Source organism: Ruegeria sp. BJ6 (assembly GCF_056537885.1).
This window is the reverse complement of the sequence record NZ_JBQFSG010000018.1, coordinates 1-25,505: the sequence shown is the minus strand read 5'-3', so window position 1 is coordinate 25,505 and position 25,505 is coordinate 1. Positions and strand designations below refer to the sequence as shown.

At 57.9% G+C, this 25,505-nt stretch carries 26 protein-coding genes and 2 pseudogenes; 16 read left to right on the top strand and 12 right to left on the bottom strand.

Going from position 1 to position 25,505, the window contains the following annotated elements; translation table 11 throughout:
- Nucleotides 1-89 precede the first annotated feature (89 nt).
- On the bottom strand, nt 90-581 hold the full coding sequence (locus tag ACR0D6_RS22190) for a winged helix-turn-helix transcriptional regulator (RefSeq protein WP_480767137.1): 492 nt from the start codon (nt 579-581) through the stop codon (nt 90-92).
- A gap of 122 nt (nt 582-703) precedes the next feature.
- Here ACR0D6_RS22190 and ACR0D6_RS22185 point away from each other — a divergent pair, with 122 nt between their 5' ends.
- On the top strand, nt 704-1,438 hold the full coding sequence (locus ACR0D6_RS22185; RefSeq protein WP_480767136.1) for an SDR family oxidoreductase: 735 nt from the start codon (nt 704-706) through the stop codon (nt 1,436-1,438).
- A 13-nt stretch (nt 1,439-1,451) separates the two neighbouring features.
- On the top strand, nt 1,452-2,060 hold the full coding sequence (locus ACR0D6_RS22180; RefSeq protein ID WP_480767135.1) for a DsbA family protein: 609 nt from the start codon (nt 1,452-1,454) through the stop codon (nt 2,058-2,060).
- 14 nt (nt 2,061-2,074) lie between these two features.
- Here ACR0D6_RS22180 and ACR0D6_RS22175 read toward each other — a convergent pair whose 3' ends face one another.
- The 6 genes and pseudogenes from ACR0D6_RS22175 to ACR0D6_RS22150 form a co-directional block, all read right to left on the bottom strand.
- Complete coding sequence (locus ACR0D6_RS22175; RefSeq protein WP_480767134.1) at nt 2,075-2,974, bottom strand: MurR/RpiR family transcriptional regulator; 900 nt, start codon at nt 2,972-2,974, stop codon at nt 2,075-2,077.
- 78 nt (nt 2,975-3,052) lie between these two features.
- Nucleotides 3,053-4,105, bottom strand: a pseudogene (locus tag ACR0D6_RS22170) (aldehyde dehydrogenase family protein); the annotation flags it as partial.
- 99 nt (nt 4,106-4,204) lie between these two features.
- Complete coding sequence (locus ACR0D6_RS22165) at nt 4,205-5,242, bottom strand: LLM class flavin-dependent oxidoreductase (protein WP_480767133.1); 1,038 nt, start codon at nt 5,240-5,242, stop codon at nt 4,205-4,207.
- A 3-nt stretch (nt 5,243-5,245) separates the two neighbouring features.
- Entirely contained in the window at nt 5,246-6,163 is a 918-nt protein-coding gene (locus tag ACR0D6_RS22160; protein WP_480767132.1) for a flavin reductase, read from the bottom strand.
- 53 nt (nt 6,164-6,216) lie between these two features.
- Nucleotides 6,217-6,402, bottom strand: a complete 186-nt coding sequence (locus ACR0D6_RS22155; protein ID WP_480767131.1) for a hypothetical protein — start codon at nt 6,400-6,402, stop codon at nt 6,217-6,219.
- Nucleotides 6,374-6,502, bottom strand: a pseudogene (locus ACR0D6_RS22150) (amino acid synthesis family protein); the annotation flags it as partial. The gene ACR0D6_RS22155 and the pseudogene ACR0D6_RS22150, both read right to left, overlap by 29 nt.
- Between ACR0D6_RS22150 and ACR0D6_RS22145 the strand changes: the two are divergent.
- The 4 genes from ACR0D6_RS22145 (at nt 6,477) to ACR0D6_RS22130 (ending at nt 9,363) form a co-directional block, all read left to right on the top strand.
- Nucleotides 6,477-6,767 carry an FCD domain-containing protein gene (locus ACR0D6_RS22145; protein WP_480767130.1) on the top strand — a complete coding sequence of 97 codons (291 nt, stop codon included), beginning with the start codon at nt 6,477-6,479 and terminating at the stop codon, nt 6,765-6,767. The pseudogene ACR0D6_RS22150 and the gene ACR0D6_RS22145 sit on opposite strands and share 26 nt — an antisense overlap.
- 91 nt (nt 6,768-6,858) lie before the next feature.
- Nucleotides 6,859-8,715, top strand: a complete 1,857-nt coding sequence (locus ACR0D6_RS22140) for an SLC13 family permease (RefSeq protein WP_480767138.1) — start codon at nt 6,859-6,861, stop codon at nt 8,713-8,715.
- Nucleotides 8,716-8,821: 106 nt separating this feature from the next.
- A complete protein-coding gene (locus ACR0D6_RS22135) occupies nt 8,822-9,067 on the top strand; it encodes a type II toxin-antitoxin system CcdA family antitoxin (protein WP_480767129.1) in 246 nt (81 codons plus the stop codon).
- Nucleotides 9,067-9,363, top strand: coding sequence for a CcdB family protein (locus ACR0D6_RS22130; protein WP_480732502.1), 297 nt, complete (start codon nt 9,067-9,069; stop codon nt 9,361-9,363). The genes ACR0D6_RS22135 and ACR0D6_RS22130 overlap by 1 nt, the downstream gene beginning before the upstream one ends.
- 61 nt (nt 9,364-9,424) lie before the next feature.
- Here the strand turns inward: ACR0D6_RS22130 and ACR0D6_RS22125 are convergent, their stop codons facing one another.
- The gene (locus ACR0D6_RS22125; RefSeq protein WP_170657493.1) at nt 9,425-10,309 is read right to left on the bottom strand and encodes a LysR family transcriptional regulator; all 885 of its coding nucleotides are present in this window, start codon (nt 10,307-10,309) and stop codon (nt 9,425-9,427) included.
- A gap of 117 nt (nt 10,310-10,426) precedes the next feature.
- On the opposite strand from ACR0D6_RS22125, the gene ACR0D6_RS22120 reads away from it, so the two are divergent.
- The 3 genes from ACR0D6_RS22120 to ACR0D6_RS22110 all read left to right on the top strand — a co-directional run bounded on the left by ACR0D6_RS22120 (nt 10,427) and on the right by ACR0D6_RS22110 (nt 12,715).
- A complete protein-coding gene (locus ACR0D6_RS22120; protein ID WP_480767128.1) occupies nt 10,427-11,170 on the top strand; it encodes a class II aldolase and adducin N-terminal domain-containing protein in 744 nt (247 codons plus the stop codon).
- A 4-nt stretch (nt 11,171-11,174) separates the two neighbouring features.
- A complete protein-coding gene (locus ACR0D6_RS22115) occupies nt 11,175-12,203 on the top strand; it encodes a fatty acid desaturase (protein ID WP_480767127.1) in 1,029 nt (342 codons plus the stop codon).
- Nucleotides 12,204-12,397: 194 nt separating this feature from the next.
- Nucleotides 12,398-12,715: a non-heme iron oxygenase ferredoxin subunit gene (locus ACR0D6_RS22110; RefSeq protein WP_480767126.1), complete on the top strand. Its 318-nt coding sequence runs from the start codon at nt 12,398-12,400 to the stop codon at nt 12,713-12,715.
- Nucleotides 12,716-12,759: 44 nt separating this feature from the next.
- Here ACR0D6_RS22110 and ACR0D6_RS22105 read toward each other — a convergent pair whose 3' ends face one another.
- From ACR0D6_RS22105 to ACR0D6_RS22095, 3 genes are read right to left on the bottom strand one after another with little or no spacing between them, the layout of a single operon-like run.
- Nucleotides 12,760-13,638 (bottom strand): DMT family transporter, encoded by an 879-nt coding sequence (locus tag ACR0D6_RS22105; protein ID WP_480767125.1) that lies wholly within the window; start codon nt 13,636-13,638, stop codon nt 12,760-12,762.
- 3 nt (nt 13,639-13,641) lie between these two features.
- Complete coding sequence (gene argE, locus ACR0D6_RS22100) at nt 13,642-14,799, bottom strand: acetylornithine deacetylase (RefSeq protein ID WP_480767124.1); 1,158 nt, start codon at nt 14,797-14,799, stop codon at nt 13,642-13,644.
- 3 nt (nt 14,800-14,802) lie between these two features.
- Nucleotides 14,803-15,987: a M24 family metallopeptidase gene (locus ACR0D6_RS22095; RefSeq protein ID WP_170657524.1), complete on the bottom strand. Its 1,185-nt coding sequence runs from the start codon at nt 15,985-15,987 to the stop codon at nt 14,803-14,805.
- 667 nt (nt 15,988-16,654) lie between these two features.
- Here ACR0D6_RS22095 and ACR0D6_RS22090 point away from each other — a divergent pair.
- A complete protein-coding gene (locus ACR0D6_RS22090) occupies nt 16,655-18,868 on the top strand; it encodes an NADP-dependent isocitrate dehydrogenase (RefSeq protein WP_480767123.1) in 2,214 nt (737 codons plus the stop codon).
- A gap of 64 nt (nt 18,869-18,932) precedes the next feature.
- On the opposite strand, the gene ACR0D6_RS22085 is transcribed toward ACR0D6_RS22090, so the two are convergent.
- Nucleotides 18,933-19,880, bottom strand: a complete 948-nt coding sequence (locus ACR0D6_RS22085; RefSeq protein ID WP_480767122.1) for a LysR family transcriptional regulator — start codon at nt 19,878-19,880, stop codon at nt 18,933-18,935.
- Nucleotides 19,881-20,037: 157 nt separating this feature from the next.
- Here ACR0D6_RS22085 and ACR0D6_RS22080 point away from each other — a divergent pair, with 157 nt between their 5' ends.
- The 6 genes from ACR0D6_RS22080 to ACR0D6_RS22055 all read left to right on the top strand — a co-directional run bounded on the left by ACR0D6_RS22080 (nt 20,038) and on the right by ACR0D6_RS22055 (nt 25,383).
- Nucleotides 20,038-21,054: a TRAP transporter substrate-binding protein gene (locus ACR0D6_RS22080; RefSeq protein WP_170657509.1), complete on the top strand. Its 1,017-nt coding sequence runs from the start codon at nt 20,038-20,040 to the stop codon at nt 21,052-21,054.
- A gap of 67 nt (nt 21,055-21,121) precedes the next feature.
- Nucleotides 21,122-21,658: a TRAP transporter small permease gene (locus ACR0D6_RS22075; RefSeq protein WP_170657511.1), complete on the top strand. Its 537-nt coding sequence runs from the start codon at nt 21,122-21,124 to the stop codon at nt 21,656-21,658.
- Nucleotides 21,659-21,675: 17 nt separating this feature from the next.
- Nucleotides 21,676-23,016 carry a TRAP transporter large permease gene (locus ACR0D6_RS22070; RefSeq protein WP_480767121.1) on the top strand — a complete coding sequence of 447 codons (1,341 nt, stop codon included), beginning with the start codon at nt 21,676-21,678 and terminating at the stop codon, nt 23,014-23,016.
- Between the two features lie 18 nt (nt 23,017-23,034).
- Nucleotides 23,035-23,529 (top strand): universal stress protein, encoded by a 495-nt coding sequence (locus ACR0D6_RS22065; protein ID WP_170657515.1) that lies wholly within the window; start codon nt 23,035-23,037, stop codon nt 23,527-23,529.
- A 26-nt stretch (nt 23,530-23,555) separates the two neighbouring features.
- Complete coding sequence (locus ACR0D6_RS22060; protein ID WP_480453196.1) at nt 23,556-23,942, top strand: nuclear transport factor 2 family protein; 387 nt, start codon at nt 23,556-23,558, stop codon at nt 23,940-23,942.
- A gap of 37 nt (nt 23,943-23,979) precedes the next feature.
- Entirely contained in the window at nt 23,980-25,383 is a 1,404-nt protein-coding gene (locus tag ACR0D6_RS22055) for an NAD(P)/FAD-dependent oxidoreductase (RefSeq protein ID WP_480767120.1), read from the top strand.
- Nucleotides 25,384-25,505: the final 122 nt, after the last annotated feature.

The following is a 25,505-nucleotide window of genomic DNA, read 5'->3' as shown; positions in this document are numbered from 1 at the left end:
CCTCTGCGCCCGCTTCCCGATCTACCCGAACCTGTAAAGACACCCTCTTTGAGACACGCAAACGGCGCCACAATGGCGCCGTTTCCGATTCAGATCAGGTTTTGGTTTGCATTCTGTAGCCGCCGGACGGTTGCCGGGCTTGCGCCGGGGCCGGGTATTGCGCGCAGGTTTTCCGGCTTAATCTCGGACCCGTCCGCGTCAAAGAAACGAGTTGTGTCCAAGGGGTAGCCGGTTTCCCCGTTCAGATGCATCACCGGCTCATTGCCCGGCCCGTATTCGAACGTGTTGGCCCACTCACTCATGGTGATCATCACGGGCAACAGGGCTTTGCCCTTTTCCGTCAGGCCATAGGCCGTTCGGGTTCCGTTTACACCAATTTCGATCTCTTCGAATATCGAATGATCCACCAGTACCTTCAGACGATCCGACAGGATATTTCGCGACGCGCCGGTATTTCGCCGGAATTCCGTGAACCGGGTTGCCCCATAGAATGCTTCGCGCACAAGCAGCCATGTCCAGCGATCCCCGAAGATATTCATCATCGCCGCGATACCGCAGGTATGTGTGTGCTGGTTCGCCATCTGTGATCTCCGAATTTTGTCTTGGGACACGACTAGCACAAATATGGTTGCGTTTCGAGACCAAGTAGAATTAGTCTTGAAACAAGACCAACCAGTGGTCACGCGATAGAAAGGGATGGACGATGTCGGAAAAGCAGGCCTGCCTGATCATCGGTGCGGGGGACGATACCGGCGCAGCCATTGCACGCGCCTTTGCAAAAGAAGGCATGATCGTGTGCCTTGTGCGCAGGCCGCGTCATGCTGAGGCACTGGAAGCCCTCGCGGCCTCCATCCGCGACAGCGGCGGCGAGGCGCTTGCCATGCCCACTGATGCACGCGACGAAGAGGAAATGGTGGCCCTGATAGACCGCATCGAGGCCGAAGTGGCACCAATCGAAGTCGCCATATTCAACATCGGCGCAAATGTCCGCTTTTCCATCACCCAGACGACAGCGCGCGTTTTTCGCAAAGTCTGGGAAATGGCGACTTTTGCTGGCTTTCTCATGGGGCGCGAGGTTGCCGGCAAAATGCTGGAACGCAAGCGGGGCACGATCATCTTTACTGGCGCCTCCGCCAGCATTCGCGGACGTGAAGGGTTTTCGGCTTTTTCGGGTGCCAAACACGCGCTGCGTGCCCTTGCGCAATCCATGGCACGCGAGCTTGGGCCAAAGAACATCCATGTGGCGCACACCGTGATCGATGGTGCCATCGATTCAAATTTTATCCGAGAGAATGTGCCAGGTGTTGATGACTTGCGCGAAAACGATGCTCTGCTGAACCCCGATGCCATCGCGCAGAATTATGTGATGCTGCACAAGCAGCCCAGAACCGCGTGGACGCATGAGTTGGATCTGCGCCCATGGACCGAAAAATGGTAAGGAGAGTTTGGCCATGACCACTACGATCGATTTCATTTTCGATTTCGGCAGCCCAAATGCCTATTTCGTGCACAAGGTCCTGCCGAATATTGCGCAGCGGGCGGGTGTTCAGGTCAACTACATCCCGTGCCTGCTGGGCGGGATATTCAAAAGCACTGGCAATCAGCCACCTATGGTGGCCTTTGCCAACGTGCCCGCAAAAATGAACTATGAACGGCTGGAGATGCAGCGGTTCATTGCCCGGCACCAGCTGACCAAGTTCAACTTCAACCCGCACTTTCCGGTGAATACGCTGATGTTGATGCGCGGGGCCGTCGCTGCTGAGCTGGATGGGACATTGGCGGCCTATTGCGACGCCGGGTTTCAGGCAATGTGGGAAGATGGCCTTAAGATGGATGACCCGGCAGTTATGGCCGAAGTTTTTGACAAGGCGGGTTTCGACGGCCAGTCGATCCTTGAGCGCGCGCAGGACCCCGAGGTCAAGGCGCGGCTTGTGAAAAATACCTCTGACGCTGTGGATCGCGGGGTCTTTGGGTCTCCGACTTTGTTCGTTGGGGACGAGATGTTCTTTGGCAAAGAACGTCTTGGTCAGGTCGAAGAGATGATCAACGGGCAATCATAGTGCAGGGCGCCGGTTTAAAGACGGATTTTCGGCTGTCGCGGCGCAGTCCAATAGGCGCCGGAATCCTCGCGGGTTGCCTCGTATCTAGCAATTCGCCTCTGTGCTTCCTCACCACCGGCAGAGACCAGATGCCCGATCAGGCATTCGATCACCGCCATCGCCCCGCCGAAGCAGCCAAAATAGTGCTGTGACTGAGTGGTGACCGGAAAAACCACATCCGGTTCGACGCGCGGTGCAATCACCTCGCTGTCGGAAATCAGGATAAGACGCGCGCCGCGTTCCTTTGCATAGCGAAGAGACTGGATCGTGTCGGCGGAATAGGGGGAAAACGTGATCCCGATCAGACAGTCCCTTTCATCCGCCGTGATCAGTTCATCCACCGCCGATCCCACATGTCGCGGAATAAGCTGAAGGCTGGGCAATGCCATTCGGCCCGCATAGTGAAAATAATACGCAAGGGCATAGCTGGCGCGCGTGGCGGTGACGTAACACGTGCGCGCAGTGGTCATGTGTTTCAGCGCCGCCGCAATTCTGTCCTGCGTCATCAACCGTAGGGAACGCGAGACGATATTGATCTCGTTCCGTGCGACAAGCGCCTGATTGCGCGCCAGATCATCGCCACCCTCTAGGCGCCGCAACCAGTCCTCACCCAGCTTTTCCTCGCAGTCGGTCATCAGCGCCTGACGAAACGGGTCGCGAAAAGGTTCGAACCCGTCGAACCCCATGCGTTGTGCCAATCGCACCAGAGAGTTCGGGCTTACCCCGATCTTGTCCGCAGATACCCGGATCGGGTCCATGCCAAACTCGCCGGGGTGGTCGATGATGTGTTTGGCCACGGATTTCAGCCGGGGTGGCATCGTGTCGATATCCGCCTTGAGGCGGGCAATCAGGCGGGATTTGCGATTCTGGTCCATGCCCAATAAAAACATCTGTTCTGAAAGCTGCAAAGCACGAACAGACTTGGGTTGGTGGTCCGGAACTCTAACCGGAAATCAGCGCATCACAAAGGGGTCCGGAATGGGATCATCGCTTGTACGCAGCCAGACAGACTTGATCCTGGTATAGTCCAATGCCGCCTGTAGCCCGCCTTCACGGCCATGTCCTGACAGTCCATGTCCCCCGAAAGGCGCAATCGGGCTGACGGCGCGATAGGTATTCACCCAGACAATTCCGGATCGGATTTTGCGGATCATCCGATGCGCACGCGTCAGGTTTTGGGTAAAGACACCGGCTGCCAGTCCGTATTGGGTGTCGTTGGCGATGCGGATTGCTTCGGCCTCGTCCTCGAAGGACACCACCGACAGAACGGGGCCAAAGAACTCCTGACTCAAGCTCGGGGCGTTCGGCGCGTCGGAACAATCAAGGATGGTCGGGGCAAAATAGAACCCATCCCGTTCAAGCGCCGCACCGCCGGTGATCAAATCTGCCCCTTCGTCCACGGATTGAGCAATCAGGCCCAGTGCATTGTCGCGCTGGCGCAGAGTGCAAAGGGGGCCAACCTCGGTCGCCATGTCATCAGGAGCGCCGATAACAACCGCTTCGGCTTTTTCCTTCAGACGCCTGAGGAATTCGTCCTTGATCGAGCTTTGCACCAGCAACCTCGACCCGGCCACGCAACTTTGACCAGTGGCTGCAAAAATGCCCGAAACCTGCGCGTTTACCGCGCTTTCGATATCGGCGTCTTCCAAAGCGATGAAAGGAGATTTTCCCCCAAGCTCCAACGAGGTCGAGGCCAGGTTTTCGGCCGAATTGCGAACGATATGGCGCGCGGTTTCCGGACCGCCGGTAAAGGCCACGTGATCCACCAATGGATGGCTCGTCAGCCTTGCGCCCACATCAAGACCGCCGGTGATGACGTTCAGGACACCTTTGGGAAACCCGGCCTGATCAAATATCCGGGCAAATTCCAAAATCGGGGCAGGGGCGTCTTCAGACGCTTTAAGGACAACGGTACACCCCGCCGCCAGAGCGGGTCCGATTTTCACCGCCGACAGGAACAGCTGCGAATTCCACGGGACGATCGCGGCGACAACGCCAACGGCTTGCCCGTTGCCGGGTCCAGACTGTCGAACTGAGCTGAGCCGTCGGAAAATTCGCCGTCGACATAGTGCTGAAATATCTGCATTTCCGCTCCTGACAGGGCCTTATTGAAAGGCGGGCATCACGTCGTTGATGAACCGCTCAAGCGAGGCTTTCTTGCGCTCGAACGTCATCGAGCTGTCAATCCATAAGGAATATTCGTCATATCCCAGCGCCTCATAGGTTTTCAGCCTTTCAATCACCTTTTCGGGCGTGCCGATCACCAGATCTCGTTCCATCGCATCGGGCGAGTATATCGGATGGGCCGCAATTTCCTCGTCGGATAGCGGGTCGATCAGACCCTGCGTGACATCGCGTTTGTTCATGAACCATGCGCCAAAGTAGCAGTAGAAACGGTTCAGCTCGACGGCGCCCAGTTTGGTGTCTTCTTCGCTGTCAGCCACATATGTATGCATCAGCAGCATGATCTTTGGGCGTGGCCGTTCCGGGAATTTCTCGCAGGCGGCGTTGAATTTGCTCATCAGGTCATGAATTTCTCCGTCCCCGTTCCACAGGGGCGTGACCTGCACGTTGCATCCGTTCGAGACGGCGAATTCATGGCTGTTGGGGTCGCGTGCCGCAATCCAGATCGGCGGTCCGTCTTTTTGCAGCGGCTGTGGGGACGAGGTGGTTTTGGGGAACGAATGAAACTCTCCGTTATGGTCATAGTCGCCTTTCCACAGCGCCTGAACCGCAGGTACCAGTTCGCGCATGCGCTGACCGGCCTCCCACGCGTCCATGCCGGGCATCAGGCGTTCATACTCAAAGGAATACGCCCCGCGTGCGATGCCCAGCTCAAGACGGCCATCGGTGATGATATCGGTCATCGCCGCCTCACCCGCCAGCCGGACCGGGTGCCAGAAGGGCGCGATCACCGTACCGGTGCCCAGCCGCACGTTTTCAGTGTGGCGCGCCAGATCAACAAGATTCAGCATCGGGTTGGGCGCGATAGTGAAATTCATACCGTGATGCTCGCCTGTCCAGACCGCATGCATCCCGCCCCGGTCAGCGATTTTGCACAGCTCGACAAATTCGTCATAAAGCTGTTTCTGATCCTCATCCGAGGAAATGCGCTCCATATGCGCAAAAAGCGAGAACTTCATGCCTCAACTCTCTGATGTCATCGGGCGAACGGTGCCGCTGACCTGATTGCCGAAATATATCCCGAAATTCCCCAACCGGCTTTCATCCGCGAACCGTTCCAGCATGGTGCAGATCGCCGGGTCTGCAATGTCCATCAGGGTTGTTGGTGTGAGCTCGGTGAACATGCCGTGTGATGTGGCGTCATCACTTGCCTGACACAGAAACGAGATGTGTTGCATTCCGCGCGCTTCGTCTTCGTAAAAGGAATAGATAAATCCGGGCTCGGCCCTTGCGCCGCTTGCATCGATGAGCCGCCTCAACGCTGCTGTCGCGCCGTCCTTGCCGACCTTTGCTTCTGGAAGGGACAGTTGCCCGTCGCCGGGATCAATCAACAGAACCTTGCCCTGAAACTCGATCAGAGCCGACACCACGAGGTTGGTGGAATTGCTCAGGGCCTCGGCCTCGGCAGCAGGTGTCACATAGGCCCCGCGCGCATAGCCCAGACCGGGGCGGGTGGTGTTTTCAAAGGCTTCGACTTTGCCGATCAGGATCAGGCGGTCACCCGCTTCGACCGTTTGAAATACGGAACAGTCGAACCATGCTGAGACGCCATCGAAAATCGGCGCGCCATGTGGGCCTGTCTGCCAGTCCACCGCTGCAAACCGATCCTCAACCGGACGCGCAAAGGTGTTGGAGACATCCATTTGCGCATCAGACAGGATGTTGATGGCAAACCCGGTTGCTGAACTGAACGCCTGATAATTGCGGGAGCTGATGGCAAGGCAGACCGACACAAGCGGCGGATCAAGGGATACCGAGGAAAAGGAATTCGCCGTAAACCCCAGTGGATTGCCGTCGTGGTCATGGGTCGTGACAACGGTCACACCGGTCATGAATGCGCCGAACGCGTCGCGCAGTGCGCGTGGATCAATCGTGCTCATCGCTCGTCTCCCATTCCTCTGCAGGTGTGTTCAGCCAATCTTTCAGAGCATCGTTAACCTGCGATGGTGTTGTCAGGTTCACCATATGTCGATGCCCGCTGATTACTGCAGACCTGCGGCCCCCAAGCGCTGGCCCGCATACCGACACCGTGGATCAGAACCACGGGCGTGCCGGTCCCTGCTTCCTGACAGGTGACCTGACCGAATGGCTCAGACAGCTGCAGGGTTGTCAACGTCATGGCCCAGTTCCTTGAGGTCCTGATGGCGGTCACCGATGCGGTGATGCCGCCGCCCGCAGATCGAGGCACCAAGGGTGACGACAATCTCATTCGGTGCCGGGCATCATATAGCCTGGGAAGTCGTGCAGCGTCTGAACGGGCGCATCAGCAGGTTGCGCATGATGACCCTCGCCTCGTCCGAGCGCGAGCGCCCGGGGCCAGATCATATGCAGGCAATCTGCGATGCGATCCTGTCGGGTGACCCCGATGCGGCAGAGGCGGCCGTCGCACGGCACCTCGATGATACGACCGCCATCGCAGAGCGGCTCTTGGCAGAAGACGCAGGCAAAGACAGAAGCGTGACGCTGAAAATCGAAAACTCATGACAAGCCTGCGGTGATCGCCTAGGCTTTTTCATTACACTACTAATACAAGTACCTGGTGGTCCTGTTGGAACAATTGGCCTTTACCTTTGAGATGGGTGTGGTTTGCGCACTGTTGGCCTTTACTGTTTTTCTTTTCGTGTCCGAAATCGTCCGAATTGACCTGTCCGCCATTCTGGTTCTGGTCATCATCGGCCTTCTCAGCTATGCGCCCGGCCTCGAAAATCTGGCAAACGTCCCGCACCTATTCGACGGCTTTGCCTCAAACGCGGTGATTTCCATCATAGCCGTCATGATCGTCGGCGCCGGACTGGACAAGACAGGTCTTATGAACAAGGTCGCCGCGATTATTCTGAAATATGGCGGCACAGCCGAAAACCGGGTGCTGCCGATTGTGTCCGGTACGGTGGGGGTTATTTCTTCGTTTATGCAGAATGTGGGGGCGGCCGCGCTTTTCCTGCCGGTTGTCAGCCGGATATCCTCAAGATCGGGAATTCCGCTGTCGCGCCTGCTGATGCCCATGGGATTTTGCGCCATTCTGGGTGGGACGATGACGATGGTCGGCTCATCCCCGCTTATCCTGCTGAACGACCTGATCCTGACCGCAAACGAAGGCTTGCCAGCCTCTCAGAAGATGCAGCCGTTCGGCCTGTTTTCTGTCACGCCGATCGGTGCTGCACTGATCCTGTCGGGAATTGCATATTTTCTGTTGCTTGGCCGATGGGTGCTACCGGGCGATGCCGGGTCGGACAACACCGGTACGGGGCAGGGAATGCAAGAATATCTGCAACGGGTTTACGGTCTCCAAGCGGATGTCTTTGAAGTGATAGTCCCCGAGGACAGCCCTCTGGTCGGTCAGATTCTGGCTGACATCAATCATGAAAACCACCTGTACATTATCTCTACCTTTTATCGCGGCAAGACGTCGATGGTTCAGGTTCTGACGGCCGAGATTGCTGCGCCCTGCAGGCTGGCCATCATTGGCCAGCGCTGGGTGGTAGAGGAATTCGCCAAGAAATTCGGGCTGACTGTCCTTCCGGAACTGGACATTTTCGTCGAGGAATTTGCCCCCACCAACGCGGGTATCGCCGAGGTGGTCGTGACACCTGACAGCAAGCTGATTGGAAAATGCCCCCGCGAACTTCTGTTCCGCAAGACATACGGCATGTCACTGCTTGCAATTCATCGCGGCGAGGAAACGCTCAGCCATGTGGAAACGGACACGCATCAATCCACACAGATCGGGCTTGAGAACTTTCACGCAGGCGACATGCTTGTGGCCCATACCCGCTGGGACAACCTGATGCGGATCAAGCGCGATCCGGATTTTGTCGTGGTAACCTCGGATTTTCCACAAGATGAACTGCGGCCGCAAAAGGTCGGTTGGGCGCTGGCCTTTTTTGCCGTTTCGCTATCGCTGATTTTGTTCACGGATGTGCGGTTGTCGCTTTGCCTGCTGACCGGTGCCGCGGGTATGATGCTGACCCGAGTGCTCAGCGTGGACGAGGCGTATCGGGCCGTGGGATGGAACACCGTATTTCTGCTGGCTTGCCTGATACCGTTGGGTCAGGCCGTGCAGAATACCGGCACCGCGGCGTGGATCGCCCAGCAAATCATGATCATTCTGAATGGTTGGCCGATCTGGTCGCTTCAGGCCGGAGTTGCGATATTGGCCACCGCGTTCTCGCTGGTAATGTCCAATGTCGGGGCCACGGTGCTGCTGGTGCCACTTGCCGTGTCGATTGCGGTCGCGGCAGGCGCCAACCCGTCCGTCTTTGCGCTTACCGTCGCCATTTCGACATCAAACAGCTTTATCATCCCAACCCATCAGGTGAACGCCCTGATCATGGGCCCCGCTGGCTACAAGGTCATGGACTTTGTGCGTTCGGGCGGGGTGATGACGATCCTGTTTCTGGTTGTCTCTCTGGTCATGCTCAACCTCCTGTTCTGAGGCGTTGCCCGTCTAGACAAGACTGCACCCAAAAGCGCGATTTCAGGCTGGGCATTGCTGCACACACTGAATGTGTGTACAGTTTACACATGAAAGGGGGCCCATTATGTCCCGGTCTGCAACAGACAAGCAACGCACGAACGTCACTTTGAATGCCGGGACGCTGGCGAAGGCCCGTGAACTGGGTCTCAATGTGTCCGCAATCAGTGATGCGGCGCTGGCCCGCGCGGTTGCGCAGGCTGAGGCAAAGGCATGGGCCGATGAAAACGCCGCCGCGATTGCCGAGCGCCGGGAATGGATCAGGGAAAACGGAACGCCATTGGCGGATGTCCAGGTACTAAAAATTTACTGATGGCTCAGTTCCATGCCTATCGTATCGCGGACGATCGTCTTGTTCTCGATCTTCAATCCGATCTGATTGAAACCGGAACACGTGTTGTCGCGCCGCTTATTCCGTTGTCACAAGGGCCCACCCCTCTGGCCAAGCTAGAGCCCATTTTCCAGATCGGTGAAATTGCTTACGTGCTGCACACAGCCGAATTGGCGGCGGTTCCTTCGGGTATCCTGAAAGGTCAGCCGCTTGCCGACCTGACCAGACATGACTATCAAATCCGCCGAGCGCTCGATATGGTGTTTTTGGGGTTCTGACTGCCCGGACCAACCTCTTTTCGCCTTTCATGCATCGGTTTCGCGGCATACCCCGATACAGTCACGGCATGGCCTGTATTTCCTCGTGCATCCAATCCAGAAAAGCGCTGCTGGCGGGGGTGATCGCATGCGGTGACGGAGCGAACAGATAATACCCTTCGACAAGCGGCGCGCTGGCGGCAAAGGGGCGTATCAAACGGCCATCTGACACCAGATTTGAAACCAGTGTGTCATGGGCCATGGTCATCCCGGCCCCGTTCAGGGCGGCGGTGATTGCAATGACATAGGTCGAGGCAAGATTGATCTCGCCGGTCCTGTTGAACGGCACGCCGCAGGCCTGGCGCCAGGCATCCCATGTGCCGATTGTACCCGCACAGTCAAAAAGGGTTGCTGTTTCCAGATCAAACTCACCTTTCTGATAGTCAGGCGCACAAACTGGATAAAACCGGTCATTGGTCAGCCGCTGCGCGGTTTCCGACATCTCTTCTGGCCGTCCGAAGCGAATTTCCAACGCTGCATGTTCTGCATGCCGCTCGGGGTCCCAGATGGGTGTCACGATGTTCAGAACCAGCCATGGATGACGTGCATAGAGGCGATGCAATCGCGGTGCCAGCCAGAAGACCGAGAATGCCATGTTGCATTGCAGGCTCATCATCTGCCCCCGATCTCTGCCGATAAAGGACCGGGTGCTGCTGGCGATTAGGCCAAATGCTTCGCGAATACCGGGCAGGTAGTTTGCGCCGTCTTCAGTAAGTTCCAGACGGCGCGTTTTTCGGATGAAAAGATCGCGCCCCAGAAACGCTTCGAGGCTGCGAACATGCTGACTTACTGCGGATTGCGTCAGGTTCAGCTCGGTTGCGGCGCGTGTGAAATTCAGATGTCGCGCACTCTCGTCAAATGCGCGCAACCAGGTCAGGGGGGGCAGGCCGGATGGCTGATTTGTCATGATAAACGCATCCATTAGTTTTCTTAATGGCATAGCCCGGAATTCATCATTTGTCACCAAATCCCGGAGTCTGGCATTTCTTTAGAATTCTGAAAGGAACGCACAATGCTTCAGCCCATGACATCGACGAACCTAACACACTGGCCGGAACGTACTGACCTGGCTGCCACTTTCCGGTGGACTGCCAGATTGAACATGCACGAAGCCGTGGCGAATCATTTCTCGCTTGCCGTCAACGAGGATGGCACCCAATTCCTGATCAATCCCAACCAGCGCCATTTCAGCCGGATCAAGGCGTCAGATCTGCTTTTGCTGGATGCAAACGATCCGGATGTTCTGAACACACCGGATGCACCGGATCCAACGGCCTGGGGACTGCATGGGTCAATCCATCGCCGCTGTCCGCATGCGCGCTGTGTCATGCATGTGCATTCGATCCATGCCACCGTGCTGGCCTGTCTCAAAGACAGCACCTTGCCGCCAATCGACCAGAATACCGCCACGTTCTACAATCGCTATGTCGTGGATGAAGAATTCTCGGGTCTTGCCTTTGAAAGCGAGGGAGAGCGCTGTGCATCCATGCTATCTGACCCGAAGATCAAGGTCATGATCATGGGCAACCACGGCGTGCTGGTAATCGGCGACTCGGTCGCGGATACGTTCAACCGGCTTTATTATTTCGAGCGTGCAGCCGAAACCTATATCCGGGCGCTGCAATGCGGCGTACCCCTGCGGGTTCTGTCGGACGAGATTGCAGAGAAAACAGCCCAAGAGCTGGACGATTACCCGGGTCAGGCAGATCAGCATCTGGCCGAGCTCAAGGCCATTCTGGACCACGAAAACGACGACTACGCGAGCTGACACGATGCCTGATTACGTTCCCACCAATGCGGCGTCTTCCAGTGTCAGGCTGGACAAGAAGACCCTCAAGTCCATTGCGGCCAGATCCGATGCGCCGGGGCTGATCTATCTGGCCAAATGGGCCGCTGCCCTGACCGCGACGGGTATTCTGGTCTGGCTTGCGCTTGGGACGGTCTGGGCGTGGCCCGCGATGTTCATCTATGGTGTGGTGCTGACGGTGCCTGCCTATTCCGCCAGCCACGAAGCGGCGCATGGCACGGCCTTTCGGACCCGCTGGTTGAATGAAGCGGTGCTGTGGGTTACGTCGCTTCTTTATATGGAGGAGCCTCTGCACCGGCGCTACACGCATACAAACCATCACACCCACACATGGCATGTCGGCAAAGACAGCCAGATGCCATTCGACACGCCGATGGGGTTCGGCGGCTGGCTGACAGAGGTTACCGGGTTTGGGTTGCTGCGGTTTCACATGCAGGTGTTCTGGCATCTGGCCATCGGCAAATATACCGACACCATGAAAATGGTCACGCCCGAGGGTGAATTTCCCAAGATGACCCGCAATGCCCGGATCATGCTGGCAATCTATGCCCTGATCGCCATCGCACCGTTTGCGGGCATCTGGTGGCCGGTCTGGTTTATCGTGATCCCCCGTATCCTTGGTGCGCCCGTCATGTTGCTGTTCACGCTGATCCAACATGTCGAGTTGCAGGAAAACTCGCCCTCGATCCTGGAAAGCACCCGGTCATTCAAGGGGCATTGGCTGGCAGATTTTTTATACATGAACATGAACAATCATGTGGAACATCATCTGTATCCGCAGGTGCCATTTCATGCACTGCCTGATCTTGCCGTAGCGATAAAAGATCAGGTTCCGGAACCGGACCCGGGTTTTCTGCGCACCAACTGGGAGGTGTTCGTCGTCACCCTGCGCCGGTCTATAGGGTGGTCGACCAAGGCGGACTCCATTCGGCAGGCGCCGCATATGATCACCGATGGCGGCCCGGTCAATCGCATCGCCGAGAGGACGATGTAAGACGATCCGGAGCCACCAAAAAAGTTGGGTCGCCCGGACATGCCCGCACCCCGTGCATGCCCGGCGCCTGCACCATCCAATTCAGGAGGGACGGGTCGCGGCCCTTTCAATGCTCCATGCGGAAGCCGCCGCCAAAAGTTCCCCTGTTCCGCCATCAAATTACCAACAGACAGCCAACAAGAAAGACCTGAGATATGAGCGACTGGGTACACGCGTGCGCCACAAATGATGTGGATGAAGAGGACCTGGTCCGTTGGGATCACGGCGGCCAGACCTATGCGATCTACAACACCGATAAGGGGTTCTTTGCGACGGATGGCCATTGCACCCACGAAGAGCAGCACCTTGAGGACGGTCTGGTCATCGATCAGGTCATCGAATGCCCTCTGCATGGTGGACGCTTTGACATCTGCACCGGCAAGGCGCTGTCCGCGCCATGCACCGTCGATCTGAAAACCTATCCGGTCAGGATCGAAGACGGGCAGGTCTACGTGCAATTACAAAATACCTGAGCATACGGGCGATTGGAGGGTCAGCTCCCGGAAGGTTCACGGCGTCAGTCCTTGGATCGCCGGACAATGTAGACCCCCGCCAGACACAGCGCAAAGCCACCGGCCACACGCCATGTTACGGGTTCTCCAAGTATCAGCCAGGCCAGTGCGATGGCCAGTGGCGTAACAAGGTAAAGAAGGGTCGATACGCGAGTCGTATCGCCACGCTGGATCAGCGCGACATAGAGGCTGATGGAAATCAGGGAATTGGCGACCACCAGATAGGCCAGCGACAGGATCAGGTCCGGGTGCCAGTGGACCACCATCGTTTCGGTGGTAAAGGCGATGGGCAGCAAAACGGCAAAACCCACGACGTACTGCACCATACCGCCAAGTACCGGGTCACTGCGCCGTCCGTGCAGTTTTTCCAGCAAGGTGGCGGCGGTCAGACCAAAAAGCGCGCTGACCGCAAGCAGCCCGGCAGAAAGGGGTGCGGCATTGGTCCGGTCAAAGACACATATCGCAACCCCGACAAACCCCAGCGCCAGACCGGCCCACATCACGGGTCTGCCGCGCTCTTCTCCCACCAGTGGTGACAGTGCGGCAACCAGGGCGGGCTGCAAGGCCATCACGATGGCCGTGGCGCCAGCGCCGAGCCCCTGTTTCATCGCCTGATACGCCAGCCCGAAGTAGACACACTGGATAAGAAATCCGCTGGCAGCCATGGCGGCCCAATGAACCGGATCGCGCGGCAGTGCCGGTCGGAACACCGCCAGCAGCGGCAAAAGGCACAGAACCGCCAGACCATATCGGATCGCCAGCATGGTCATCGGTTCGATATAGGGCAGCCCCAGCTTGGCAAAGCTGTAGCCGCCTGCCCAGAACAGCACGAACAGAACCGGCGCACCTGTCCAGAAAACCGAGACCGCGCGTGCCGTGGTCATAGGCTACACCAGTTTTGCGGATAACCGCCCAAGCATGTCGAGGCACAGCGCCATCTGATCGGCCGAGACGTATTCGTCCGGTTTATGCGCCTGCTCGATCGAGCCGGGACCGCAGACCACCACACTCATGCCCAGACCCTGAAAAATTCCTGCCTCGGTGCCAAAGGGCACAACATCCGCACCATTGGCCCCGGTCAGTTCCATCACCAGATCACGGGCCTCGTTGTCGTCCATCGGCTCCAGCCCGTCGACCTCACCGATCACTTCGGTCTCGATGCCGGCATCTGGATGGACGGCCTGCATCGCGGGGATAAGTGATTGGGCGCAGTACCGGTGCAACTCGTCCTTGACGTAAGCCGCATCAGCTTGCTGCACCGGCCGCATTTCCCATTCCACCCGCGCTTTGCCGGGGATCACGTTGTGGGCCACGCCACCCACCAGCGCACCGGTGTTGATCGTCGTCCAGGGTGGTTCAAACCGGCTGTTTTTTGGGGCACGGCCCTGCAGCCCGGCCTTTAGTTCCAGCAATTTCGAAACATAGCGCACCGCATATTCCACCGCGTTCACGCCGCGGTCGGGGCCCGAACCATGCCCCTCGAGCCCAGTGAAATGGGTGGTGTATTCATAACAGCCCTTGTGGCCTTCGATGATCCGCATCGACGTGGGTTCGCCAATGATCGCCACGGCAGGCTTTATGCCTTTCTCGCGCAGAGTATCGGCCAGCGCCCGGGCGCCGAAACAGCCGACTTCTTCGTCATAGGTAAAGGCGAAATGCACCGGACGCTGCAGATCGAGCTGTGCGTAACGCGGCGCCATAGCGACTGCGGCGGCGATAAATCCTTTCATGTCGCAGGTGCCGCGTCCGAACCAATGACCGTCACGCTCCTCCATCACGAACGGGTTGGACGACCAGTCCTGATCAGCCACCGGCACCACGTCGGAATGACCCGACAGCACGATGCCACCGTCGCGTTGCGGACCCAGCGTGGCAAAAAGGTTGGCCTTTGTTCCGGTCTCGTCATGCCAGATCTCGACCTCGGCCCCGCAGTCGTTCAGCCGGTCTGCAAGGTGTCTGATCATGTCCAGATTGCTGTCCGAGGACACCGTGGGAAAGCTGATCAACTCCTCCAACAGGGCTCTGGTATCTTCCAGGATGCTCAAGCCTCAGTCTTTCACAAAGAGCTTACGCTCGACATTGCACAGGGCTTCGGCTGGGCCGTTTTCGGTGATCACGATGGTCTCGGTGGTCTCCAGCCCCCAATCGTCCAGCCACAGTCCGGGCATGAAGTGGAAGGTCATGCCGGGTTGCAGGACGGTCTCATCGGTCGGACGGATCGATACAGTGCGCTCGCCCCAGTCAGGCGGATAGCTGAGGCCGATCGGATAGCCACAGCGCCCGCCGCGATCGATGCCAACCTTGGCTAGTTCCGCATTCAGCGCATTCGCAATGTCACAGGCGCGATTACCGGCGCGAGCCGCCTGCAGACCGGCCTCAAGCCCGGCTGTTAACGCCTCGGATGCGTCGAGCATGTTTTGTGGCGGTTTGCCAAGAAACACGGACCGGCAGAGCGGCGCGTGATACCGGCGATAGCATCCTGACAGTTCAAAAAAGGTGATCTCGCCCGACTTCATCTCATTGCCGTTCCAGGTCAGATGCGGTGCGGTGGCATCAATGCCTGACGGGGTCAGCGGCACGATTGCCGGATAATCACCCCAGTCACCATCCACACCGGTTATGCCCGCGTGAAAGATGTCAGCGACCAGTTCATTCTTCAGAACACCCGGTTCTGCCCTTTCCAGTCCGACACGGACGATTTTCTCCGAGATTTTCGCGGCCTTGCGGATGAACGCCATCTCTTCATCCGACTTCACCCCGCGCTGCCAGTTCACCAGCGCCGTGGCGTCCACCAGCGTGGCATTGGGCAATTCGGCATCAAGTACCGCATGAGCCTTGGCGGAATAGTAGTAATTCTCCATCTCGACGCCGACACGGGCGTTCCCAAATCCCATCGCGCTGAGATGCCCGGCGAGATCTTCCATCGGATGGCAGGTGGTGGACTGGATGTAATGATCCGCGTAACCCAGCACTTTTTCGTCGTTCATCCAGACGGTCCGACGCGCGCCATTGGCGTCCTGAACGCGGCCCCACCACAATGGGTCGCCTTCCATGCCCAGAATCACGCCCTGATGCACATAAAAAGACCAGCCGTCATAACCGGTCAGCCATGCCTGATTTGACGGATCGGTGACAAACAGAACGTCAATCCCGGCTGCATCCATGGCCTTGCGGGTTTTTGCGATGCGGCGGTCGTATTCGGCCTGACTGAAGGGGGCATGTTCTATCGGCATAAGATTTCGTCGCCCTGTCTGATGCGCTTCTGCCGCAACTCTGTGTTTGTGCATGGCGGTTCGTCAATCAAAAAGCATACCCGACCTTTTCCTTTGGCAATGAAGGGTGCACATGGTGCGGGCATCGCATATTTGCGGCCCTACAACGGCGTGTGGTTTGAAATCCCGTTCACGGCACTCCACGTGACCCGCTTTCCTTGTGGCCAGACGGATGCGTCACCACCTGAGGGTGAGTAGTGTTCAAACCGGGATACCGAATGCGCATACGTCTTGCAGCCCATCCCGCCCGGTGCCCGCCCAGCCATCCCTGATGTACATATGCGTCAGTGGCGCGTGGTCCGGGTCTGCGGATCAGGTAAAGTTGGCCGTTGACAGATACATTGAACGGCTGGGAAACAAGTATCCCATCAGGCATCTTCAATAGCGCAGCAGTCAGGACGGCACCATCAACAGCCCAAAAATGCTGCAAATGCGAAAAATTGCGCAAACTGGGTCAAAATGCGCGCCTTCCTGCGATTGATCCCGTGGCGATCCTGATTTATGTGAGCCCTGTCAAAACAGAGTCACCCCCGGAGCGGTTGCATATCCACGCTCCGCCCGCGCTACGTCTTTCGTGGCATCACTCTCGGATCGCACGCCCCTAAAGGCTTAAAAAAGGTAAGGGAATATGGCAGATAAATCGAACTTCGACGTATTGTATACCATTGTAGACGAAGCGCCTGAACTGGCCAGCGCCTCGTTCCTGCCCATCATTCGCAAGTTCGCCTCGGCCGCTGGCGTCAGCGTCGGCACCAAGGATATCTCGCTGGCCGGTCGCATCCTTGCAACCTTTCCGGAAAACCTGACCGAGGATCAGCGCATCACCGACGATTTGGCCGCTCTGGGCGAGTTGGTGAAAACGCCCGATGCCAACGTGATCAAGCTGCCCAACATCTCGGCTTCGGTGCCGCAGCTGGTGGCTGCAATCGAAGAGTTGCAATCGCAGGGTTATGACATCCCGAGCTATCCCGAAGAGCCCTCGACCGACGAGGAACAAGCCATCCGTGCGCGTTATGACGCCATCAAGGGTTCGGCCGTGAACCCGGTTCTGCGCGAGGGCAACAGCGACCGCCGCGCGGCGCGGGCGGTCAAGAATTATGCCCAGAAGAACCCGCATTCGATGGGTGAATGGGCGTCGGACAGCAAAACCAAAGTGTCGTCCATGCCCGGCAACGATTTTTATGCCAACGAAAAGTCGGCAACCATCACTGCCGCGCAGGCGGGTGATGCAAAGATCGAATTCGTCGGCAAGGATGGCAGCGTAACCGTCCTGAAAGACGGCTGGCCGCTGGCAGAGGGTACCGTCGCCGACGCGACCTTCATGTCGGTCAAGGCGCTGTCCTCGTTCCTGGCGGACGCCATTGAAGACACCAAAAAAGACGGCACCATGTTCTCGTTGCACATGAAGGCCACGATGATGAAGGTCAGTGACCCGATCATCTTTGGCTATGCCGTCAAGGCGTGGCTGGCCCCTGTGTTCGAGAAATTCGGTGCGGAACTGGATGCGCTGGGTGTGAACCCGAACTCGGGTCTGGGCGATCTGCTGGACCGCGTGAAGGGCAACGCCGACATCATGGCCGCAATCGACGCCATCAAGGTGGACCGTCCGTCCATTTACATGGTCGACAGCGACAAGGGCATCACCAACCTGCACGTGCCGTCGGACGTGATCATCGACGCCTCGATGCCGGCCGTGATCCGCGCAGGCGGCAAGGGTTGGGACGAAACCGGCGCCAAGGGCGACACCAACTGTGTCATCCCCGACCGCTGCTATGCTTCGGTCTATGACGAATCCATCAACTTCTTCAAAGCCAACGGCGCGCTGAACCCGGCTACCGCCGGTGCCGTGGCCAATGTCGGCCTGATGGCGCAGAAGGCCGAGGAATACGGCTCGCACCCGACCACGTTCCAGGCGCCGGCTGATGGCACCATCCGTATCGTTCTGGCCAATGGCGAGACGCTGCATGAGCACGCGGTTGAGCAAGGCGATATCTGGCGCGCCTGTACGGTCAAGAAAGCCCCCATCGAGAACTGGATTCAGCTGGCGATGGATCGTCAACGCCTGACCGGGTCCGAGGCGATCTTCTGGCTGGACGCAAACCGCGCCCATGATGCCGAGTTGATCAAGTACGTGAAGCCCGCGCTTGAAGCTGCTGGTGTTGCGGACAAATTCCTGATCATGGCCCCGCGTGAGGCGACCCGCCAGTCACTGGAAACCATCACCGCAGGCAAGGACAGCATCGCCATCACCGGCAACGTGCTGCGCGATTACCTGACTGATCTGTTCCCGATCCTCGAACTGGGCACCTCGGCAAAGATGCTGTCCATCGTCAAGCTGATGAATGGCGGCGGTCTGTTCGAAACCGGTGCCGGTGGTTCGGCCCCGAAACACGTGCAGCAGCTGGTTGAGGAAAGCCACCTGCGCTGGGACTCGATGGGTGAGTTCTGCGCCTTGGGTGAATCGTTGAACTTCCTGGCTGACAGCAAGGGCAACGCCAAAGCTGGTGTTCTGGGTGCCGCGGCCGAGGCTGCAACGCAGGGCATTCTGGACAACAACCGTTCCCCAAGCCGCAAGGTGGGTCAGCCTGACAACCGTGACAGCCACTATTGGTTCGCCCGCTATTGGGCCGAGGCACTGGCGGCACAGTCGGATGATGCCGAACTGGCGGCATTCTTTGCCCCGATTGCTGCGGAACTGGCCGAAAAAGAAGGCGAGATTCTGGGTGAGCTGGCAGCTGCACAGGGTAAGCCCGCTGATCTGGGCGGATATTACCACACTGACCCTGCCAAGACTGCCGCAGTCATGCGTCCAAGCGCTACGCTGAACGCGATTATCGGCTGATATTCTCTGGAATTCAGGTACAGGCCCCCGACCACACGGGGGCCTTTGCTGTTTCCGGAAACCGTCAGATGACTGGTTCCGCCGCCTGCGCGTTGCTCGTGTGGTGGCGGCTCAGATGATCCAGAAACAGTTTGGAAACCCGCGTCGGCGCCGGGTGCTTTCTGGCGATGGCGGCGAAATTCGAGCGATAGTGAAACATCTCGGGCAGAACGGCCTGCATCTGGTTTTTATCCACAAACTCTTTTGCAAGATGATCGGGCAAAAACCCCATATACCGGCCCGACATGATCAGAATTGCCAGTGCCTGTTCGTTCTGAACCTTGGCCGCGCGCCGAAAGCCCAGCCGCTGGCCGACCATCTGATTGGGAGAGCTGACGCTGATGCCCGCATAGCCAAAGGATTGCACGTCCGACATGCTCAGACCCGATCCCTGCGCGCCGTACAGCGGATGCCCATGCCCGCAATACAGATACATGTTCTCTCCATATAGCGGCACATAGTTCAGGCTGGGCGAGGGCCGGTGCAGCGCGACGATGCCCAGATCAAGCCGTCCGCTGATGACCATCGTCTCGATCACGTTGGGCGGCTCAAGCGACAGTTCAATCTCGACGGCGGGGGCAGACTTGTTGAATTCGGCAATGGTCCGCGACAGATGGGCCTCGGGATTTGACGCACACTGATCGAACAGGGCCACCCGGATCGTTCCCGCCAGTTGTTCCTTGATCTCGTTCACCTCGGTCCTGAATTGCGATACTGAAATCAGCAGGTCCTCGGCGGCACGCAATACCTTCTGGCCGTCCTCGGTCAGGGAAAACCCGCCGGGACCGCGATTGCACAACTTCAGGTTCAGCCGAAGCTCCAGATCCGAGATGTGTTTCGAGATCGTCGATTTGCCGATGTTCAGGTCGATTTCTGCCGCCGACAGACCGCCGCTTTCGACCACAGTCTTGAATATCCGCAGCAGGCGGATGTCGGTGTCGCTGATCCGTGTGGCAAGTGATTTCCGGGACATCTCTCAAGTTCGATATTTGTGAAACCTTTCGCGCAAAGATTAGCAACGAAGAAACGGTTTGCGCAAGATACGTTCGCGCCGCCGAGGCAGAATCGGACTGGCCAACTCTCCCCTGGCCGGCGCGCTCCTCGAAAACCTGACAAATGGGAGGACATCCATGTCATTCATCAACAAGCTTGGCACCTTCACCGCTGCTGTATCCGTGGCGGCCCTGATGGTAGCGGGCGCAGCCGACGCGAAGAACTTCAAGATCGCGGTTGGCGACAGTGCGGGCAGCCCGCAGGAAGCTACCGGCAAGTTCTTTGTCGAAGCTCTGGAAGAAAAATCAGGTGGTGAACACACCGGCACCCTGTTCCTGAACGGTCAGCTGGGTTCCGAACAGGACACCGTTAACGAAGCGGCCATCGGCACGCTGGACATGTCGCTGCTGGCGATCAACAACGTCACACCGTTCTCGCCGTCGGTGGGCGTGTTCACTCTGCCTTACGTGATCCTCAGCCTGGAAGACGCCGAAACCCTGACCCAAGGCCCGATCGGTCAGGAACTGACGGAAAACACCATCCGTGACGCAGGTGTCCGCATCATCGCTTGGACCTATACCGGCTTCCGTCGCCTGACCAACTCGAAGAAACCTGTTACTTCGGTTGCCGACCTGCAGGATCTGGTCATCCGCGTTCCCAAGAACGAGATCATGATCGAAACCTACAAGGCATGGGGCATCAGCCCGACCCCGATGGCCTGGTCGGAAACCTTCACCGGTTTGCAGACCAAAGTCGTCGACGGTCAGGACAACCCGTACATGACCATCAACGCGATGAAGTTCTACGAAGTTCAGGACCACGTCACCAACCTGCGTTACATCTTCTCGATCGAACCGCTGATCATTTCGGAATCCGTGTTCCAGAGTCTCAGCGAAGAAGAGCAGCAGATGATCCTCGAAGCGGGACAGGAAGCGACCCTGAAATCGGCTCAGTTCCTGCGCGACTCCGAGGCCGCGATCAAGGAAGAGCTGGTCGCCAAGGGCATGGAAATCGTCGATCCCGAGAATGACGAGGCCGAGTTCATCCAGCTCGCGACCGAGGCCGTATGGCCGCAGTTCTACGACTCCATCGGTGGCGTCGAAAAGATGAACGCCGTTCTGGCTGCCATCGGCCGCGACCCGGTCCAGCAATAATCGCCGCAGAGCGATAGGAGGAAGAGCGCCACGGCGCTCTTCCCGTCTCAGGGAGGAGGGAAACCATATGTTCTGGAAGTTTCTGGACAATATAGAAAGCGTCATATGCCGGATATTGTTGACCGGCTTTGTGATCCTGCTGTTCGTGCAGATCGTGGCGCGGGAAATCTTCGGCTTTTCGATCAGCTGGATCGAAGAGCTCTCGGTCTACATGTTCGTCTGGTTCGTCTATTTCGGCGCCAGCTACGCGGCCCTCAAGGGCGCGCATAACCGCGTGACATTCCAGTTCAAGTTCCTGCCTGACGGTTCGATCAAGTACATCGAAGCGTTTGCCGATCTCTTCTGGCTCTTCTTCAATGTCTACTTCCTGTATCTGGCGACCGATTTCGTCTTCAACAAGATGAACAAGTTCTGGAAATCCCAGACTTTGGGCATCGAGATGAAATACATCTACATGGTGCTGCCCATCGCCTTTGCGCTGATGACCTTCCGCATCATTCAGGTGAACTACCGCCGCCTGATCAAAGGCGAAGACATCCACGATCCCGATCAGATCGACCTCGATGAAATCAAAGCTGCCGCCGAAGCGGCAAAGCACGACTGAGGCAGGGAGGAAAAATCATGGAATCCGAAATCGTCACAATCCTGTTTGGATCATTCTTGTTTCTGCTGCTGATCGGTGCACCGATCACAGTTGCTCTGGGCGTCGCATCGCTGGTCTCGTTCCTGTATCTGGGCGACAACCCGATCAAATTCGTGCAGATCGCCTTTACGTCGGTTGGGTCCTTCCCGCTGATGGCGTTGCCCGCATTCATTCTTGCCGGGGCCCTTATGGAGGCCGCCGGTATCTCAAAACGCCTGATCAATGTTGCCGAAAGTTTGGCCGGTCCGTTCACCGGCGGGATCTCGGCGGCGACCGTCATGGCTTGTCTTTTCTTTGGTGCCATCTCGGGCTCGGGCCCGGCAACAACCGCGGCGGTGGGGATGCTGATGATCCCCGCGATGATCGACCGCGGGTATGAGCGCGGCTATGCCTCGGCGATCACGGCCTCCTCGGGCGGCCTCGGGATTATCATTCCTCCCTCCATCCCGATGGTGATCTTCGGCATTGCCGCGCTCGGTATGGCGCCTCCGCCGGAAGCGGTCGAGAAATTCGGCATCTTCCAGTCGGTCTCGATCTCGAAACTGTTCATCGCTGGCTTTGTTCCGGCTTTCCTGATCGCCACCAGCCTGCTGATCCTGAACTATTTCATGTCGAAAAAGCGTGGCTACAAAGGCGTGGCTGAAGGCTGGTCGTTCCGCAACGTGATGTGCGAAATGTATCGCGGGTTCTGGTCGCTGATGGCGCCGCTGGTGATCCTTGGCGGTATCTATACCGGCTTTTTCACACCGACCGAGGCCGCCATCGTCGCGATTTTCTACACGCTGGTCGTAGGTGTCGTGATCTATCGCGAACTGACATGGGCGTCGTTCTTCCAGTCGCTCGAAGCAACCACATGGCTGACCGGTCGCGTGCTGCTGATCCTGTTCACGGCAACCGTGTTTGGCCGTTTGCTGGTGGAAAACCAGATCCCGGCGATCATTGCGGACTCGATGCTCAGCTTTACCGACAACCTCTATGTGATCTGGGCGCTGATCATCTTCTTCCTGCTGTTTGTCGGCATGTTCATGGAGACACTGGCCACCATCCTGATCCTGGTTCCGGTGATGCTGCCCGTGGCCTATTCGGTGGGCATCGACCCGATCCACTTTGGTGTGGTGATGGTCTGTACCCTTGGCATCGGCTTCCAGACACCGCCGCTGGGTGAGAACCTGTTCATCGCTTCGGGTATCTCGAACATCACGATTGAACAGATCTCGTTACGGGCGCTGCCGTTTGCGGCTGCCAACACCATCGCGATCTTCATCATCGCCTTCTTCCCCGAACTGTCGCTGTGGCTGCCACGGCTGCTGGGCTACTGACCCGGAAAGGATGACGACATGAAACAACTGGTCACCAACATCCTGTTTGCCACGGACCTGTCGGCCAACTCGACCCACGCCCTGCGCCATGCTGCCAGCATAGCGCAGGCGACCGGAGCGCAAATTCACGTCCTGCACGTGAACGAGCCGCTGTCGGATGACGCCAAGATCACGATGGAGATGTTCATCCTGAACGAAGACACCCGAAAGACCGCGATGAAGCGCCGTCATGAAATGGTGCGTCAGGTTCTGGCCGAACGGCAGGCCAATTTCTGGGCGAACTTCACCGGCGATGACGCCAAAATCCGCGAACAGGTGACCTCGATCGAGGTCACCGACGGCCACCCGGCAGAAGTGATCCTGCGCCGTTCGGTCGAGCTGGAGTGCGACCTGATCGTGCTGGGCGCGCATGACCACGGCTTCTCGCACACCTTTCTGGGCACCGTCGCCAAGCGCGTTCTGCGGCGCTCTAAAATCCCTACACTGATCGTACCGAACACATACGAAACGTAATAACCCCTCTGAAAAGGAAGTACAAAATGAACAAAACCCTGACCGCGCAGGACCTGGCCGACACGTTCGACGCGTTCAACCGTCACGACATCGACGGTGTGATGACCCACTTTGCCGACGACTGTGTGTTCTACACCGTCGCCGGTGACGAGAAATATGGCAACAAGGTTGAAGGTTCTGAGGCCATCGCCGCCGCGTTCTCGGGCGTTTGGGCCGGTATGAAAGACGCCCATTGGGATCACCACAGCCACTTCGTTCACGGCGACCGTGCGGTATCGGAATGGACCTTCTCGGGTACCGATGCCAACGGCATGCGGATCGAGGCCGAAGGCGCCGATCTGTTCACCGTTCGTGACGGAAAAATTGTCGTAAAACAGGCGCTTCGCAAGACGCGCCCGATGTTCAAAGCCTGATCCGCCGCCCTGCGCGCAGCCCCGGAGAAAAACAAGAATGGTGGACAACAGCATCCCGCGTCACTGGCCAAAAACCAGCTATGACCCGAAATACGATCCTATTATCGACGCCGGTCCGGGTCACAACCGCGACCATGCCCCGACCTATTGGATTGGTACAGCGGGCACCCCGCCCGAAGATGACGGACCCGTTTCTGGCGATATGGACGCGGAAGTCGTTGTCATCGGTTCGGGCTATACCGGCCTTTCGACCGCTATTCACCTTGCCAAGGAACATGGCATCCAAGCCGTTGTTCTTGAAGCAAATACTGTGGCCTGGGGCTGCTCGACCCGCAATGGTGGGCAGGCACAAATTTCGTCCGGGCGGCTGAAACGATCGCAGTGGATTCAGCGCTGGGGCGTTGAAACGGCCAAGGGAATGCATCGCGAAGTTTCCGAAGCGTTCGAGCTGTTCAATGACCTTATTGCCAGCGACGACATCGATTGCGACCCTCAGCCGGGCGGGCACTACTACATCGCGCATCGCGCCAAGGTCATGCCGGGCCTTGAAAAGGAAAGCGCGCTGCTGAACGAAACATTCGGCTACGCCTCCCGCATCATGGGGCGCGACGAACTGCATGCCGAACATGTCCGCGACATGGAAGCCCACGGTGCCATGTGGGAGCCCGACGGCACTTGCATCCACGCAGGCAAATTGGCGTTTGGCTATGTGAACATGGCCCGACGTCTGGGCGTCAAAATCCACACCGGCAGCCCGGTGATGGGTTGGGAAACCAAAAATGGTGTGCACCACCTGCGTACACCGGGTGGTATCGTAAGGGCAAAAACTGTTGCGATGGCGACCGCGGGGTACACGCCGCCGGGTCTTAACACCAAGACAAAACACCGGCTGATGCCGATCCTGTCCAACTCTCTGGTGACGCGGCCACTGACCCAGTCCGAATTACAGGAATGCGGCATTCAGACGAAATCGCCGCTAACCGATACCCGGACGTTGCGGCACTATTACCGCCTGCTTCCCGATAACCGGATGCAGATCGGTAGCCGTTCGGCCGTAACCGGTCGCGACGCGGAAAACGGAAAGCATCTGGAGCTTCTCAAGAAGGGTCTGGCGCGCAAGTTTCCGGCACTGGAAGATATCAATCTGGACTACTCTTGGTGGGGCTGGGTTGACGTCAGCCACGACATGATGCCGCGTATTTTCCAGCCCAATCCTGACGAGCGTATCTTTTACGCGATGGGATATGGCGGTAATGGTGTCATGTATTCGGCGCAGGCCGGGCGCCGTATGGCGCAGCAAATTGCCGGCGTGAAGGATGAGGTGTTCAACCTGCCGATTTTTACATCGCCGCTCCCCAGCCATGGCGTGCTGACGCCCTTCCGCCGGTTGGGTCAGCGCTTTGCCTATATCTGGTACTACCTCAAGGATGAAGTGGCCTGATCCGCCACACCGACACTCACTCAAAAGGAAAAAACTCATGAAGATGACGACGGAAGAGGCCTTTGTTAAGGTACTGCAGATGCATGGTATTGAGCATGCGTTTGGGATTATTGGCTCGGCGA